Annotated in this window: 19 protein-coding genes and 2 pseudogenes; 5 read left to right on the top strand and 16 right to left on the bottom strand. The window is 68.1% G+C overall.

What is annotated here, in order from left to right:
* Positions 1–110: 110 nt before the first annotated feature.
* From R2B38_RS43510 to R2B38_RS43520, 3 genes are read left to right on the top strand one after another with little or no spacing between them, the layout of a single operon-like run.
* On the top strand, positions 111–1199 hold the full coding sequence (locus R2B38_RS43510; protein WP_318021336.1) for a hypothetical protein: 1089 nt from the start codon (positions 111–113) through the stop codon (positions 1197–1199).
* Between the two features lie 48 nt (positions 1200–1247).
* Positions 1248–1730: a winged helix-turn-helix domain-containing protein gene (locus R2B38_RS43515; protein ID WP_318021337.1), complete on the top strand. Its 483-nt coding sequence runs from the start codon at positions 1248–1250 to the stop codon at positions 1728–1730.
* Positions 1727–2377, top strand: coding sequence for a transposase (locus tag R2B38_RS43520; protein ID WP_318021938.1), 651 nt, complete (start codon positions 1727–1729; stop codon positions 2375–2377). Before R2B38_RS43515 ends, R2B38_RS43520 begins: the two co-directional genes overlap by 4 nt.
* A 153-nt stretch (positions 2378–2530) precedes the next feature.
* Here R2B38_RS43520 and R2B38_RS43525 read toward each other — a convergent pair whose 3' ends face one another.
* The gene (locus tag R2B38_RS43525; RefSeq protein ID WP_318021338.1) at positions 2531–3055 is read right to left on the bottom strand and encodes a hypothetical protein; all 525 of its coding nucleotides are present in this window, start codon (positions 3053–3055) and stop codon (positions 2531–2533) included.
* Between the two features lie 120 nt (positions 3056–3175).
* Complete coding sequence (locus tag R2B38_RS43530) at positions 3176–4123, bottom strand: alpha/beta hydrolase (RefSeq protein WP_318021339.1); 948 nt, start codon at positions 4121–4123, stop codon at positions 3176–3178.
* Positions 4124–4192: 69 nt separating this feature from the next.
* On the opposite strand from R2B38_RS43530, the gene R2B38_RS43535 reads away from it, so the two are divergent.
* The gene (locus R2B38_RS43535; RefSeq protein ID WP_318021340.1) at positions 4193–4669 is read left to right on the top strand and encodes a MarR family winged helix-turn-helix transcriptional regulator; all 477 of its coding nucleotides are present in this window, start codon (positions 4193–4195) and stop codon (positions 4667–4669) included.
* Between the two features lie 137 nt (positions 4670–4806).
* On the opposite strand, the pseudogene R2B38_RS43540 reads toward R2B38_RS43535, so the two are convergent.
* The 6 genes and pseudogenes from R2B38_RS43540 to R2B38_RS43565 form a co-directional block, all read right to left on the bottom strand.
* A pseudogene (locus R2B38_RS43540) lies at positions 4807–5367 on the bottom strand (IS3 family transposase); the annotation flags it as partial.
* 17 nt (positions 5368–5384) lie between these two features.
* On the bottom strand, positions 5385–5672 hold the full coding sequence (locus R2B38_RS43545) for an IS3 family transposase (protein WP_318021341.1): 288 nt from the start codon (positions 5670–5672) through the stop codon (positions 5385–5387).
* On the bottom strand, positions 5648–5836 hold the full coding sequence (locus tag R2B38_RS43550; protein WP_318021954.1) for a hypothetical protein: 189 nt from the start codon (positions 5834–5836) through the stop codon (positions 5648–5650). The genes R2B38_RS43545 and R2B38_RS43550 overlap by 25 nt, the downstream gene beginning before the upstream one ends.
* 32 nt (positions 5837–5868) lie before the next feature.
* Positions 5869–5976 (bottom strand): annotated as a pseudogene (locus R2B38_RS43555) (transposase); the annotation flags it as partial.
* Positions 5977–6066: 90 nt separating this feature from the next.
* Complete coding sequence (locus tag R2B38_RS43560; protein ID WP_318021342.1) at positions 6067–6699, bottom strand: DUF3459 domain-containing protein; 633 nt, start codon at positions 6697–6699, stop codon at positions 6067–6069.
* Positions 6700–6710: 11 nt separating this feature from the next.
* Positions 6711–6959 (bottom strand): hypothetical protein, encoded by a 249-nt coding sequence (locus R2B38_RS43565; protein WP_318021343.1) that lies wholly within the window; start codon positions 6957–6959, stop codon positions 6711–6713.
* A 197-nt stretch (positions 6960–7156) separates the two neighbouring features.
* Between R2B38_RS43565 and R2B38_RS43570 the strand changes: the two genes are divergently transcribed.
* Positions 7157–7324, top strand: coding sequence for a universal stress protein (locus R2B38_RS43570; RefSeq protein WP_318021939.1), 168 nt, complete (start codon positions 7157–7159; stop codon positions 7322–7324).
* A 281-nt stretch (positions 7325–7605) separates the two neighbouring features.
* Here the strand turns inward: R2B38_RS43570 and R2B38_RS43575 are convergent, their stop codons facing one another.
* From R2B38_RS43575 to R2B38_RS43610, 8 genes are all read right to left on the bottom strand, one after another.
* Complete coding sequence (locus tag R2B38_RS43575; RefSeq protein WP_318021344.1) at positions 7606–8523, bottom strand: 2OG-Fe(II) oxygenase family protein; 918 nt, start codon at positions 8521–8523, stop codon at positions 7606–7608.
* Positions 8520–9422 carry a 2OG-Fe(II) oxygenase family protein gene (locus R2B38_RS43580; RefSeq protein ID WP_318021345.1) on the bottom strand — a complete coding sequence of 301 codons (903 nt, stop codon included), beginning with the start codon at positions 9420–9422 and terminating at the stop codon, positions 8520–8522. Before R2B38_RS43580 ends, R2B38_RS43575 begins: the two co-directional genes overlap by 4 nt.
* A 9-nt stretch (positions 9423–9431) precedes the next feature.
* A complete protein-coding gene (locus R2B38_RS43585) occupies positions 9432–10400 on the bottom strand; it encodes a 2OG-Fe(II) oxygenase family protein (RefSeq protein ID WP_318021346.1) in 969 nt (322 codons plus the stop codon).
* Complete coding sequence (locus tag R2B38_RS43590) at positions 10397–11122, bottom strand: cytochrome P450 (RefSeq protein WP_318021940.1); 726 nt, start codon at positions 11120–11122, stop codon at positions 10397–10399. Before R2B38_RS43590 ends, R2B38_RS43585 begins: the two co-directional genes overlap by 4 nt.
* Positions 11047–11916: a hypothetical protein gene (locus tag R2B38_RS43595; RefSeq protein WP_318021347.1), complete on the bottom strand. Its 870-nt coding sequence runs from the start codon at positions 11914–11916 to the stop codon at positions 11047–11049. The genes R2B38_RS43590 and R2B38_RS43595 overlap by 76 nt, the downstream gene beginning before the upstream one ends.
* A complete protein-coding gene (locus R2B38_RS43600) occupies positions 11913–12800 on the bottom strand; it encodes a 2OG-Fe(II) oxygenase family protein (protein ID WP_318021348.1) in 888 nt (295 codons plus the stop codon). Before R2B38_RS43600 ends, R2B38_RS43595 begins: the two co-directional genes overlap by 4 nt.
* On the bottom strand, positions 12797–13675 hold the full coding sequence (locus R2B38_RS43605) for a 2OG-Fe(II) oxygenase family protein (protein ID WP_318021349.1): 879 nt from the start codon (positions 13673–13675) through the stop codon (positions 12797–12799). The genes R2B38_RS43600 and R2B38_RS43605 overlap by 4 nt, the downstream gene beginning before the upstream one ends.
* A 104-nt stretch (positions 13676–13779) precedes the next feature.
* Positions 13780–14499 carry a tRNA-dependent cyclodipeptide synthase gene (locus tag R2B38_RS43610; protein WP_318021350.1) on the bottom strand — a complete coding sequence of 240 codons (720 nt, stop codon included), beginning with the start codon at positions 14497–14499 and terminating at the stop codon, positions 13780–13782.
* Between the last annotated feature and the right edge of the window lie 260 nt (positions 14500–14759).

Consider the following 14759-nt stretch of genomic DNA (forward strand, 5'->3'; position numbering starts at 1 on the left):
CAGCGCCAGCGGCACGTCGCCGACAAGCGCCCGGCGCGCGGATGACCCCGGAGTTCCTAGCTCGGGCACCAGCCGTGAAGTGGGGGTCGTGTCCCTGCTAGCGTGCCGCCGTGCCTTCGGAGATACCCAAGCTCGTTGACGAGCTTGTCGCGCAGATGAGGTCTGGTTCGGCTCGTGGCTACCGGCGGGCTCTGTCGCGGTTGGGAGAAACCGCGCGTGCGGGAGATCCCGCGGGTTTGACCGCCGCGGTCGAGGCCCTTGCGCCGTGGCTGCCGGGTTTGGCGGGCGACTTCGCCAAGACGGCTGTCCTGGCGGGGGCGTGCGTCGAGTGGGGCGGTTCACCAATGGCGCTGGCCGGCGTGCTGCCACAGCGCGCGGCGGAGGCGATGATGCTCAACGATCTGGTCCCGGGGTGCTGGGCCGAAGCGGCTCCCGGGCGGCCGCTGCCGGAGCAGGGGAGCGCCAGTACGAAGCAGTTGGTGCAGGCTCTTGTCACCCTGGCCAGACCGAAAGGGCATCCAGACAAAGGGGACATGACCCGGATCGCCATGTCCTGGTTCGACATGGAGGACTGGCTCAAGGCGCTGATCACCGTCTTGGGGCACGGTCCCTTCCGGGCGGCGGTGCCCCCTGAGGTCAAGGCCGAGCTGCGGGAGTATGCCGCCGCGGTCGCCGACCGGTCGCAGCGCGCTGCCTGGGTCGGAGACCTGGCTGCCGTCCTGGACGACGAGCCCTTGGTCGTCCTCAACCCCCGTGCGCGTAGGGGGTATGCCCTCACGATGAGCGGTGTCGGGGACAACTTTCAGCTGCACACCCTGCTTGCGGACCGGCTCATCGGCGACTCCGACCAAGGCATGGTTCCAGGGGTGCGCCCCGACCGCTCGTGGGTCGAGGCAGCGACGGACGCCGACCCCTACCTGGGCCCCGATAATCCGGCGCTCCGCCGTTTCCGCCTTTTCGACGGCCATGGCGCCTACGTCTACCCGGAAGGGGTGCCCGCCGACATCAAACCGCTCGATGGCACCCGCGTGCTGGTACTGCACCCACCGAACGGGGACTACGGCATGGGCGTCGGCCGGGTCTTCCAGAATATGATCCCCACCCTCAACCTTGATCGGGTCCTGGGACCGGACGAGGCGGAGCTATGGCTCACCCGCATCACCCCCGCCGTCGAGAACGACCTCATGGCCGACTACTGATCTTTTCGGGCTGTCGTCGGGCGCTGATCCCTGCGGTAGGCCGGTGGTATGCGGTACACGCTGGGCGGCGGGTTGACCGCCGAGCGGCGACAGTTTCGTGAGCGGATCCGATACGAGGCGGGCGAACGGTTCACACGCGGCGAGAGGACCGCGGTGATTGCGAGGGATCTGCGGGTGAGTGAGCGGTCGGTGGAACGCTGGCGGCGTGCCTGGCTGGAAGGCGGGATGGATGCCCTCGCCACCGCAGGGCCGCCGAAACTGCCCAAGCTGTCCGACGACCAGTTCGCGGAGTTGGAGAAGGAGTTGGCCCTCGGGCCCGCCGAGCACGCCTGGGAGGACCAGCGGTGGACCCTGGCACGGATCAGAGTCCTGATCGCCTTCAGGTTCCGGGTCGACTGTTCGATGGCGGCGGTATGGCGGCTGCTGCACCGCCGTGGCTGGTCCTGGCGGTATCCCGCGCGCCGGGCCATGGAACGCGACGAGCATGCGGTCGAACTGTGGAAGAAGGATGTGTGGCCGCAGGTGGAATGACTACGGCGGCGCTCGGGGCCCTTGTCGTCTTCGAGGACGAGGCCGGGTTCTCGATGACGCCGCCACGGGCCCGCACCTGGGGCCGGCGTGGGCATACGCCCGTGGTGCGGGTGCGGGTGCGGGTGCGGATGCGGGTGCGGATGCGGGTGCGGGGACAGTCCTGGCGCCGCTGGTCGATCGCCGTCATGAGCTGTTACCGGCAGGGCGAGGCGTCCCGGCTGATCTACCGGCCGTGCCGTCGCCGCAAGCACAAGGGAACCGGACGCGACAGCTTCTCCTGGCGCGACTACCGCGACCTGGTCGTCCGCGCCCACATCCAACTCGGCGCGCCCATCGTCTTGATCTGGGACAATCTCAACGTTCACCGGGCGGCCGGGATGCGTGAGTACGCGGCCGCGCATGACTGGCTCACCATCGTGCAACTGCCCTCCTATGCGCCGGACTTGAATCCGGTGGAGGGCATCTGGTCGCTGCTACGGCGCGGCCCGCTGGCCAACACGGCCTTCACCGACGACGAGCATCTTGAACGCACTCTGCGCCGGAGCCTGCGCCATATCCAGCTCCGGCCCGACCTCATCGACGGCTGCCTTGCCGGCACCGGACTCACCCTCACCCGGCACCGGACAAGAATCCGACGAGCTCAGTAGCTCCTGTGCCCCTCTCCTGTGCCCCGCACTCGTCCTCGCGATGCTCAAGAACATCGCCCGTGCGGAGGCGCTTGGTCTGCCTCGCGAGAGGGAGCCGAGAGGGGCCGGCTACTCCCGGAGGAGGGGACCGACCCCTGCGATGAGCGGACGGATTCAGCTCAGGCCGAGGTCGGCCAGTGCGGTCGTCCAGTCGGTGACGATCGCGTCCTGGGCGTCGGCGAGGGTGACGGTGCCGGCGCAGACTGCCTTCTTGAGTTTGTTCTCGACGGTGTCCTTGTTGGCGGCGGTCTTGGTGCCGTACTCCGGCTCGGGCCAGAGGTTGAGTTCGCTCTTGGGGGCGCCGCCGAGTTCGAGGGGGACGAAGTGGTCCTCCTCGAAGTCCGAGGTGCTGGTGTCGGTATAGCCGTACTCGACGATCTGCGTCTTCTTCAGCGCGGTGGTGTACGAGCTGGACGGCCGGACGGTCGCGGTCCACCCGGAGACGCAGATCGTGGAGTCGATGGTGGACTGGGTGACGTCCGGGTTGAAGGCACCGGGCTGGCAGGTGGGGTCGGGGAGGGGGAGGTAGTCCTGGCTGCAGCTCTGCGCGTGGGCGGTGCCGGCTGCGACCGTGAGGCCGGCGCCAGCGAGGGCGAGGGAGGAGAGGGCGGTGACCAGGGAGCGGGATATTCGGGGCATGGGGGGATCTCCCGGAGCGGTGCCCGGCAGAAATTCCGGGCGGTCGTGAGCATGACAGCACCGAGATCATCTATGCGGGTAGAACCTTTGCCGGTCGCGAAGATCCCTTTGTTGAATGTTTCAGTAGGACAGGACCGACGGAGGGGAAGTCATGGCCCGGGGTTGGTTGGTGCCACCGCGGACGTGCTGCGCGAGGAACAGGGCTGCGCGGTCCAGTGCCTGGTCGGCCTCGTCGAGAACGCCGGCGAAAGACTGGAACACATGGGGTACGTCGGCGGTGATGTCGAGGATGACGTCCACTCCGGCTGCGCGGGCGCGGGCGGCCAGGCGCGTGGAGTCGTCCAGCAGGATCTCGTTGGTGCCCACCTGTATGAGCATCGGGGGGAAGCCGGTCAGGTCGGCGAGGACGGCTGGGCTGAGCATGGGCTGGTGCGGGTCATGCTTGGCGAGGTACATGGCTCCTGTGTGTTCCACGGACTTGCGGGTGAGGATCGGGTCGATGCCTTCCTTGGTGTCCATGCTCTCGCCCGTGCGGGTGGCGTCGAGGCCCGGGGAGAACGTCACGACGGCGGCGGGCAGCGGGAGGCCCGCGTCACGGGCGGCCAGGCAGGTTGTGACGGTGAGGCCGCCGCCGGCCGAGTCACCGGCGAACGCGATGGCCGAAGGGTCCTGGCCTCTGTCGAGGAGGGCGCGGTAGGCGCTCAGTGCGTCGTCGATCGCGGCCGGGAACGGGTGCTCGGGGGCAAGCCGGTAGTCCACCGAGTATGCCCCGAAGCCGGTCTTGGCAACGAGGTGTCCCGTCAGCGACAGGACGCTTTCGGGGGAGCCGTATACCCAGCCGCCTCCATGGAAGTACAGGATCGTCCCGGCGCGCGGACCGTCGCCCGGCTCGACGCGCAGTGCGGGTCGGTCGCCGAGCGTGGTCCGCGTGGTGCGGATGTTGTCGGGCACGATCATCTTGGCCATCAGCGCCTCGAATCCGGCTCGGATCGCCTCGACAGACCTGGGGCCTTCGGGCCGCGGCTGCCGCAGCATCGCGTCGATCTGCGCCCGCTGTTCCTTGCTCATCGTTCTTCCCCTGCCGCAAGTGACTTCCACGGCACTATATGCCGTGGCATGTATCGTAAACTACATGCCGTGGCATCCAAAACAAGCAGTGACACGGTCGACCTTCCGGGCTTCTTCGCTGACCTGGTCCGATGCGAGACGCGTCTCTACAACGCCCTCAACGACCGTCTCCGTGAGCGGCACGGGATCGTCACCTCGCAGTTCGAGGCCCTGCGCCACCTGCGCGACCACCCCGGGTCCCGCGTGGCTGACCTCGCCGCGGAGTTCGCCATCGGCATCGGGGCGGCCAGCAAGACCATCGACCGTCTGGAGAAGCAGGGATTGGCCGTCCGGCAGCCGAATCCATCCGATCGCCGGTCCTCACTGCTGGCCCTGACCGACGACGGCCTGCAGTTGGTCGACGCAGCAGAAGGGACCTTTACCGAGCGGTTGGCCGAGCTGACAGCGGATGCGCTCAAGGCGTCCCCCCTGAGAGCCGCCGCGCAGGCCCTCTCGGAGCTGCGTTCCGTCCTGGAGCGTGACCAGATCGGCGCGCCCACAGGCTGACGCGTTTTCGCAACCGGGTCGGAACGGCAACGGCCAGGCATGGTCAGCCTCGGCGCACCGTCAGGGTCGGCCCCGGAACGATGCCTCTTCGCGGTCCGCAATTGGGTGCCGTAGGCCGGGGCGCGCGGACTCTGATATCCACACACGCTGTGTAGTCGGTGCGTGTTGCAGAAGCCGGTGATCCAGGTTGCGATCCGCAGCCGGGCCTCGGTGCGGGTGGCGAACGTGTGCCGGTAGACGTACTCGACCTTGAGGACACTGTTGAACGCCTCGCTGACGGCGTTGTCGAAACGCGACCCGACGCGGCCCATGGACTGGGGCACGCCCAAGCGACGACAGGCCCGGCGAAAGCGCCGCGAGCAGTACTCGCTGCCGCGGTCGCTGTGGAGGATCACGCCCTTCACGTCACCGCCGCGGGTGGCCGCGGCCATGTTCAACGACGCCACGACCAGTTCGGCGTCATGGCGTGCCCCCATCGCGTAACCGAGCAGCCGGCGCGAGAACAGGTCGATGACGGTGGCCAGGTAGAGCTTGCCCTCACCGGTGGTGATCTCGGTCATGTCGCCGTACCACACCTGGTCCGGAGCGTCCGCGGTGAAGTCCCGCCGCACGAAGTCCGGGGCGGCCGGCCGTTTGCCGGGCCGGGTCAGCCCGCGCCGTCGACGGACCTTCCGCCCGGCCAGGCCGAGTTCGGCCATCAGACGGGCGACAGTGTTCACCGAGACCCGCGGCCCGCGCGGACCAGGAGGAGCCAGACCTTCGGGGAGCCGTAGGTGCCGCCGGAACCCTCGAAGATCTGCCGGATCACGTCGGCCAACTGCCCGCGCCGGATCTCACGCGCGGTGGTGGGCTTGTCGCGCCACTTGTAGAACCAGGACTCCGACACCCCCAGGACCCGGCAGACCAGACGGTGCGGAACGCAGTGCTCGGTCCTCTGGTTACCGATGAACGCGGCCAGAGCGGCCGGGTCCGGCACGGTCACTTCACCCAGAGGACCATGCATCGCTTGAGGGCATCACGCTCCATCTCCAGCTCGCGTATCCGCTTGTTCTTCTCCGACATCTCCCGCCGCAACCGTTCCAGCTCGGCGCGCTCGGCCTCGCGCATCCGTCCACCCGACGGCGCGGGCTCGGCCGGCCGGACGACGCCGACCCGTTGCGCCGCCACCGCGACACCCAGCTGTGCAACGTGCCGGAGTGCACGCCGAGTTCCTCGGTGACCTCCGGGATCGGCCTGCCTGTCTCGATCACGATGCGTACAGCACCCTCACGAAACTCAGGCGTGTACGTCCGTTGCTTGGACCCCATGAACCCCAACTTCCCCTGCAATCACGGACTCCACGCTACGAGGGGAGGGGCACATCCGCTGTCCCCCGGAACTCGTCAGACGCGTTCCATTCAGGCTGCGCTGTCAGGAGGCAGCAGTCCGCCGGCCTCCAGCGGTCCTGATGTCAGGAGCAGCCAGCAGGAGTTGGGGAGTGGGGGCGGCCGGTCCAAGAGGTTGATCTCGCAGAGAAGTCCCTTGCCATGCTCGAAGAGGCGTGTGCCGTCCGGGCTGTCCAGCCAATGGAGTTCCTCGGAGTTCAATTCGGCGTGATCCTTGCGCAGGTGCAGCGCCGCGCGGTAGAGCTGGAACATGGAGGCGGGGTCGGCCTGGTTGGCCTCGGCGGTGTAGGTCTTCCAGTCATCCGGTTGCGGCAGCCAGGGAGTTGAGCCCAGCGGGCCGAAACCGAAGGGCGGTGTGTCTCCTGTCCAGGGCAGGGGAACTCGACAGCCGTCGCGGCCGCGAAGCGTGTGGCCGGAGCGTTCCCAGGTGGGGTCCTGGAGGAGTTCTTCCGGGATGCTCTCGACCTCGTACAGGCTGAGTTCCTCGCCCTGGTAGATGTGGGCACCACCGGGCAGGGCGCGGGCCCGGCGGGTGCCGAGGTCGCGGTCGCAGGGGCGGCTCTGGCCGCGCATCGGTGTCGTGACTCCGGTGTGGGCGAGTTCGTAGCGGGTGATGTGCCGGGTTTCGTCGTGGTTGGACAGCACCCAGGTGAGGCTCAGGACGATGAAGAGGCGCTGCCCTGGCGTCGGCGGTAGGGGTCGAGCGTCACGCCGGCATCCGGACGGCTATGGGGTGCGAGCGGTGGCGGCGTCGCGAGCTGCGCGGCGGTCGGGCCGATCAGGGCGAGAGAGTCCAGTGCCCGGCGGGTCAGCGAGAGTCCGCCGGCGTTGGCGAAGGAGGACCGCGTCCGGGTGGCTACCTTGCGGGCGACGCGGGCGCCGGCCTCGAAGTGGAGGAACCCCACCCCGTTTGAGAGATGGGGCCGGGCTCACACCTACATCTACGTGAGGGCTGCACCCCCGGAACCCTGCCTCAGATGTTCTGCTCCGCACCCGGAAAGTCACCCGGAGTGCGCCTGATACATGCGTTTGACCGCGACGTCTGCTCCGCGCTGGCGGAAGCCATCCGACGGTACTGAGCGTGAAGTACCTGGACGTCACCATGCACCGTGCCCGCGTCCGGGGTGGCCTCTGCCGGGCATTGGTCGAGGCGGGCACGCGAGCACAGCTCGTGTTGGTCGGCTCGCGAAACCGGGACCGCCTCGCGGGTGCACTGCTGGACCCAGTCAGCCGGGCGGCACTGCACCACACGGACTGTCCGTTGCCATGATCCGCTTGGAGAAGGGGCGACCGGGCAGCGACGTTGCTCGCGGCGTCGCTGCTGACCCTGTTTCACGTACGGACCCACCAGAGTGGTTTCCATGTCAGCGACGCCGTCGGCGAAGCCGGTTCGGCACACCGCCCCGCTGATGGAGGAGCAGGTGAGAGGCGTCACACGCTCCCAGCGCAGGAGATAGCGATAGATCGTGCGCCAGCACCATTATTTGTACTGCCGAGTGCGTCCCCTGCGTCAATACGGCTGCCGAGTGGCACAGGGCGATCGGCGGATGTTCAGTACAGGCCGGACGTGTCCTCCTGATAGGTGTTGCGCAGGATGTCCGAGAGGAACGTCGCGAAGCTCATCTCCAGGTTCAGCCCGACGCCTGGGTCATAACGGAAGAGGCCCGGGCATGCGGTCTCGTCCAGGCTGCTGTCGACGAACAGCGCGTACGAGAACCGGTCTCCGCCGGATGCGGGACGGACCGGAGGCTGTTCCGTCACGCGATGGGCCACGGCGGCGACGGGGGTTCGGGTGTGCCGGGTGAGGATCTCCATGGCACAGCCGAAGTTGACGATGAAGGTGCCTGGGACGGGGTCGATGGGGTGCCAGCCTCCGTCACGGTGGACCTCCAGGCCGGGTTCGAGGGAACGCAGCACCGTCACCCAACCCGAGTCCTTGTGAATGTTGAGCCCGCGGGCGCGCACCTCGGGCCGGAAGTGGTTGAACGTCAGGGTATACGTTCCCTGTCCGGTGAGGCTGTGTCCGGTGGCCTCGTCCCACAGGGTCGGGGGCAGGTCGATGTGTGAGAGAACGGCCCTCAGGATGTCCAGTGCCAACGCCCGCATCCCGAGGGCCTGTTCGACGAGCGCGGGCGGGTAGACCGCCCGCCAGTTGCGGCTCTCCAGGAAGAACTGCTCGGTCTGGTCGGCCTCGCGACGGTAGTAGCCCTGGTGCTCGCCGAGCTGACCGGCGGTCCGGTCCACGTGACCGCGGTACGGATCACGGGCCGCGGGGAGGTAGAAGGAACGGGCGAACCGGTCACCTGCGGACAGGTCCAGGGGCGAGGGCTGGTCGACGAAGAAGAAGCCGTCGTCGAGAGCGCGGGAGAGGCCGTCGGGGTTCTCGAAGTGCAGCTCGCCGGCGGACAGTCGGGCCCGCTGCCAGTCCCAGCCGCGTGGCCGCTCGTCGCCGCCCGGGGCGGTACTCAAAGGCGGGGGTGGAACTCGTAGCCGAGTTTCTTCGCCTTCTCGACGGAGAAGTCCCGGAAGCCCTGGTACTCACCGAGGACATGGTCGGCGGTGTACTGGTACAACGGCATGTCGTACCTCGGTCCGATGAACACGGTGAACGACGAACGGTCGCCGTCGGGCCGCTGATCCGGACTGCTCTCTGGAACGCGGTGGATCACCGCCGTCACCGGTCGGGGCAGCCGCCGGGTGAGGATGTCCAGACCGTCGCCGAGGTTGACGATGAAGTGGTGCTCTTTGACGTCCACCGGCAGCCACCGGTCGTCCTCGGCCTGTACCTCCAGGCCCGGTTGGTCGGCGTAGAGGAGGGTGATGAACCCGCTGTCCGTGTGGTGGACGATTCCGGCGCGGCCGCTGAGGCTCGCGCGGTAGTGGTTGACGGTCGAGTGGCACCATCCTGTGCCCTCGCGGGCGCCGCCCGTGATGATCTCCCAGTCGCTCTCCGGCAGGCCGGCCGCCTCGAACACTCCGTACAGGGTGGCGAGGGTGATGGCCTCCATCTCCCGCAGCAGCGTGGTGACTTCGGCCGGCAGGTAGGTGTCCCAGTGCGCGCTCTCCAGTTGGAGCTGCTCGACCTGGTCGGGCCGGTCGGAGTAGCCGAGCTTGGAGTCGGCGTGCTGCTCCGCCCGGTGGCCGCGGTACCGGTCGCCCGGGCGGCCGGGGTCGGCGGGTTCGTAGAAGGTGCGGGCGAGTTCGAGCCCCGGACGGACATCCAGGTGCTCGGGTATCTTCACGAAGAAGGCGCCGATGGCGAGTGCGCGCGCCGCGTCGTCCGGACGGTCGAAGGCGAGTCGGTCGCCGCGTACCTCTGCGTAGGGCAGTTCCAGGGTCTCTGGGATGTGCGTGACGGATTCCGGCATGGTGGCCTCCTACAGTTCGCTGTTGTCGTCGTAGGTTCGGCTGACCTCTTGGACGGCGAAGTCCGCAACCGACTGCACGGCCTGTGGCTCGCCGTCCTGGTAGCGGTAGATCGTTCCGGCGAGGTCGGAGTCGAGGAAGATCACGTACGAGGTCCGGTGGGGTTGGCCCGGCTGTCGTTCGGTACGGGCGACACCGTGGACATTGGCCCGGACCGGGTGGGGCAGCCGTTCGGTGAGGACCTCGAAGGAGCTGCCGAAGTTGACGGCGAAGTAGCCGGGTTCGGGGTTGATCGCGTGCAGGTCGCCGTCGATGAGGGCCAGCAGACCGGGTTCCGTGGAGCGCAGGACGGTCACCCAGCCGGAGTCGCGGTGGAACTTGGAGCCGCGGACCGGTTTGTCGGGCCTGAAGTGGTTGAAGGCGAGCATCCGGTGTCCGTGGTGCTCGGTCAGGCCTCCGGTGACCTTCGCCCACTCACGGCGGGGAATGCCGACGTGGTCCAGGACCGCGCGCAGGACGTGGATGCCGAGCCGGGACAGCTCCTGGCCGAGCCGGGTGACGGAGTCGGGCAGCAGGGCGAAGTTCGCTGTCTCGATGTAGAAGTTCTCCCACTGGTCGTGCTCTCGGTCGAAGTACCCCTGGTAGTCGCCGGGGACCTGAATGTCGCGGTAGCCGCGGTAGACGTCCTGGGCATCCCCGGCGGCCGGTTCATGGAAGTGGGCGGCGAACAGATCACCGGGGGCGGTGTCCACGGCGTTCGGGACACGCAGGAGGAAGAACCCCTGTTGCAGGGCCTGGTCGAAGCCGGTCGGGCGGTCGAAGACCAGGCGCTCTCCGTCCAGCCGGGCGCGCTCCAGCGCGATCGGCGGGTAGGTGCGCGCCGCCTCGTGCTCACCGGGCATGGCGGGCAGTCGTACCGCGGCGCGCACGGTCTGCGAGGGTCCGGCGAGGCCTGCGGGGGACTCGGGGCGGGGTGTCATCCGGCGGCTCCCTGTTCGTGGGCGGTCCGGATGAGCACGGTTCCGGCCCGCGCGGGACGTGGCATGGACGAGTGGCGGCGCAGGGTCAGATCGGTGCCGTGCGTGGTGACGTTGTAGTGCCCGTACAGCTCGGACAGCAGTAAGGACTGCACGCGTACGGAGAACAGACGGCCTGGGCACTTCCTGGGGTTCCGGTCGGTGTTGACCATGCTGAAGGAGTTGATCTCGTACCGGTTGCGGGAGAGCAGGGACGAGACCGTCTCGCGGGGCGACCGGTGGATGGCCTTGATGTTGCCGGGGTCGAAGTCGGCGGGCCGCGGGAAGACCGCAGCGTCCTTGTTGGCACGTCGGCGGTCCAGCCACAGCATGGTGCCGGGCGGGATCGTCGTCGTACGTCCCTGATGCTCGAGTCGGATGGGTCTGGTGGTGCGGCGCCACAGTGCGGTGGGGTTGCTGCCGCCCAGCCTGAGTGCCTCCAGGACGGCGTGGTCGGTGACGGAAGGGCCGGGCGCGTCGGAACGGGGGCCGCGTGATTCGGCGATGACGTTGTGCCGGTGCTCGGGGTTGTCCTGCAGATAGGCGATGGCCCACAGCAGGCTGAGTGCGGTCGTGTCGTAGGTCGCCACGATGAGGGTGCCGAGTTCCTTCAGCCGCGCGGGGTCGAGCCCGGCGACGCCGGCGCGGGTGAGCGGGAGGTCCCACAGGGCGAAACTGCGCCGGATGAGGTTGGCTGCGGGGCGGCTCGGAGGGACTCGATGTTGTCGTCCAGGAGGTCACGTACGAAGGGCACGATCAGGTCGAACTCCGTCATCGCGGCGCGGTTGACGTTGCTGATGACGTCGGACGCGATGTCGAAGAAGCCGCGCAGGACCCGGCCGTAGGCGGGCGAGGCCAGATAGCTGTCCAGCGGTCGGCGGGTCAGGTCGAGGACTCCCGGTACGAGCGAGTCCACATGGGCCACCAGGGACAGGACGAAGTCGTCGAGCGCGACCTCGTGGCCCTCGGCGGCGGCGAGCCAGGTCGCCGCGTGCCGGCGGATGTCGGGTTCGAGGGCGTCGACGAAACGGCTGTTGCCCAGGCTGCGTTCGACGGCGGCTCGTTTGGCGGGTCGGTCGGGGTGGTCGTTCGCGAGGGATCCCATGAAGTCACCGAAGAGCTCGCGGTTGCTGTCGGTGGACGGTGCCAGGTCGTCGTCGGCGGCCAGGGGGGTGTTGCTGATCTGGTAGAAGGCGATGCGACGGCCCAGACGGAAGGTGCAGATGCCACCGTTGGCCTCGGCACAGGCGGTGATCCCTGAGGACCTGAAGTAGCTGGAAGCCGGTTCGCCCCGTACGACGGTGGCCGCGTGGAACGCCCTGCCGTGACCGGTGAGCGGATCGCCGCCGCGGTGATGGGCGAAGACCCCGCGGAACGCGGCACGGGCGGCGGCGGGAGGCCAGACGCGGGCCAGCAGGTCCAGGGCCGGCCCCGTGCTGCGGTCCGCCGGGCCGGTGTCCGCGTCGCGGGCGCCGGTCATCGTTGCCCCGCCGTGATGCCGAAGTCCGTGTGACGGTCTTTCCAGGTCCGGTCGTTGAAGTCGCGCAGGAACTCCTCCACGCTCTGCACCGGAACGGCCGATCCGTCGGCACGTATGCGGTAGAGCTCGCCGGCCGAGGGCGGGTTCACGAACGCGGCGAAGGAGAAGCGGTCCTCGCCCCCGGGCGACGGCCGGGTCCGGCGTACCTGGTGCAGTACCGCCGTGACGGGGCGCGGCAGCTCGGACGTGAGCAGTTCGAAGGCGGCACCGAAGTTGACCAGGAAGTGGCCGGGCACCGGGTCGACCGAGACCCACTCGTCCCCGACCCGGGCTTCCAGGCCTTCCTGGTCGATGTAGAGCACGGTGACGAAGCCGGTGTCCTGATGGGGCGCGCAGCCGGGCTGTTCGCGTTCGGGCCGGTAGTGGCTGGCGGCGAACCAATGAGTGCCGCGTCCGTCCACGGTGCCCGCGGTGACCCGGTTCCACAGGTCCGGGGCGATGCCCGTCTCGGTCAGGACCGCGCGCAGAACGAGCAGCGCCAACGCGTGCATGTGGTCGGTCATGCCGGTGAGTTCGGCGGGGAAGCGACCGGTCCGAGCGGGGCCGTCGGTGAGGATGTGCTCGGTCTGGAAGTGTTCGCGGTCGAAGTAGACGTCCCGGTCGCGGAAGCCGCGGTAGCCGGCGGTCGCGGGATCGCCGTCCCCGACCGGACGGTAGAACTCGCGGCACAGTCGCACACCGGGCGTCAGATCGAGGTCCGCGGGCACGGCCAGCAGGAAGCAGCCGTCGCGCACGGCCCGGGTCAGGCCACCCACGGTGTCGAAGACCAGGCCCGACTCGCCCTCGGCGCGGGCGCGTTGGAGAACCAGCGATGGGGGTGTCACGGTGTACCCGCCTCCGGCACATCGGTGCCCTCGTAGATCTCGTGGTCGTTGACCTCGATGAGCTCACGCGAACCACACACCCGTTCAAGGCCGGTGCCCGGGAGATGGCGGTAGATGCCGTCGTCGGCGCCCGGTTCGCAGCGGCTGGAGCTGAAGTGCCCGAAGCTGGAGCGGTCCTGGTCCTGTCGCGCCACCCGGTGCATGATCGCGGCGACCGGCCGTGCGGCGCGCGCGGTCAGGATCTGCATCGACAGGCCGAAGTTGACGACGAGACAGGCAGGGTCCGGCCGTACGGCCTCCCAGCGGTCGCGGCGGTTCACCTCAAGTCCCGGAGCGGTCGTGCGCAGCAGGGTGACGAAGCCGTCGTCCTTGTGCGAGCTGAGCCCGATCGACGTGTGGTCGGGCCGGTAATGATTGAAGGTCAGATGGTACGAGCCAGCTCCCCGGGAACAGCCGCCGGTCGCCTTCACCCAGTCCCCGGACGGTATGCCCACATGGGTGAGGACCGAGCGCAGCACCTGGCGGGACAGCCGGGTGAGCGCCTCCCCGAGAGCGAGGATCTCCGGCGGGAAGTCCCGCTGCCAGAAACGCCGTTCGAGAAGAAACTGCTCGATCTGGTTCACCCGTTGATGGAATCCGAGCAGCGGGTCGTCGAAGTGGTCCGCCCGCAGTTCGCGAAAGCGTCCGTACGGGACGGCCTGCGGGCCCAGGTGGAACTGCCGGGAAAAGATGTCTCCGGCCGTGGTGTCCAGGCTGTCCGGGATTTCGAGCAGGAACACGCCGTCGGTCAGCGCGCGTTCGGCGGCGCCGGGTCGTCCGGCAGTGTCGAAGACGAGCCCGCCGTCCGTGATGTGGGCCCGCTCCAGTACGGCCACGGGCAGTTCTGATTTGGTTGCGACGGTGTCGCCGGCCCGTTTGGCATAGACATCACGGTAGATGTGCCCGCGACGGATATCTGGGTGGATTTCCGGGGGCACCTTCAACGTCCTTTCAGATGTAAGGACACCACGATCAGTCGACGCAGTTCTTCGGGAGCGTCGGGATGTCTTCCCGCAGCGATCTCCGCAAGTGTGCTGAAGGATCCTGGATAGACCATGACGGGAATACCTCTCTCCTCAAGGCAGGCGAAGACCGCGAACTCCTCCAGAAAGTAGTCGGAGGATCTGCTCACCCTTCGGTCCATTTCCGTCGCATCGACTCCGATGGAACGTTTTCCGTGATAGGCGCGGCCGAACGAGTCCACGGATTCCCGGAATTCGGCATCCGTCTCGTAGTACTTCCGCAGATACCGGTGGTGTCCGCCGTAGCCGTCCCACTGCTGGACATCGCTGCAGCGCAGGAAGGTGAAGGAGGTGTTTTCCCGCCGGCTCGCGAAGACCTCCCGGGTGTTCTCGACGAACTCGTCGCCGAGACGGATCGCCTCGGTCAGCGCGGCCTCGCCGCTCAGCGAACGGGTGGACTCCAGGGTGATGCGGTGAATGCTGTCGCCGATCAGTACCGTGCAGTCGGAGAAGCGCCGGGAAATCCAGACGAGCATGCCCGCGAGCTTTCCTGGGGTGAAGTTGCTGTTCTCCAGGCTGACGCCGAGAAAACAGCGGTCGTGCTCGTCGTAGCTCTGTCTCCTGGAAGGTGGCGACACCTGTTGGATCTCGGCCTTGTAGCGGGTGCGGGTTGTGCTTCCTGACGCATTGAACGGCATGAATCAACCCATCCTGTGCTGACGGGGTGTTACCGAAAGTTGATCGCTACGGCAAAGGACGCTAAATGGCCGTTCGGCTGGGCGTCAAGCTTTCGATTATGAACGCTCTGTTGCGGAGTGAGTGGCCGTCAGGTCCCGGGGCGAGGGGGTGTGGACAACCTCAGCGACGCGTGCCATGCTCGTTGAGCGCAGTCGTTGATCCGCGTCAGGCCACTTCGCTGGCTCGCCGAGATCCGCTGAGTGTTTTCGGGCATACCTCA

Origin of the sequence: Streptomyces sp. N50 (assembly GCF_033335955.1) — a bacterium.
Lineage (GTDB): Bacteria > Actinomycetota > Actinomycetes > Streptomycetales > Streptomycetaceae > Streptomyces.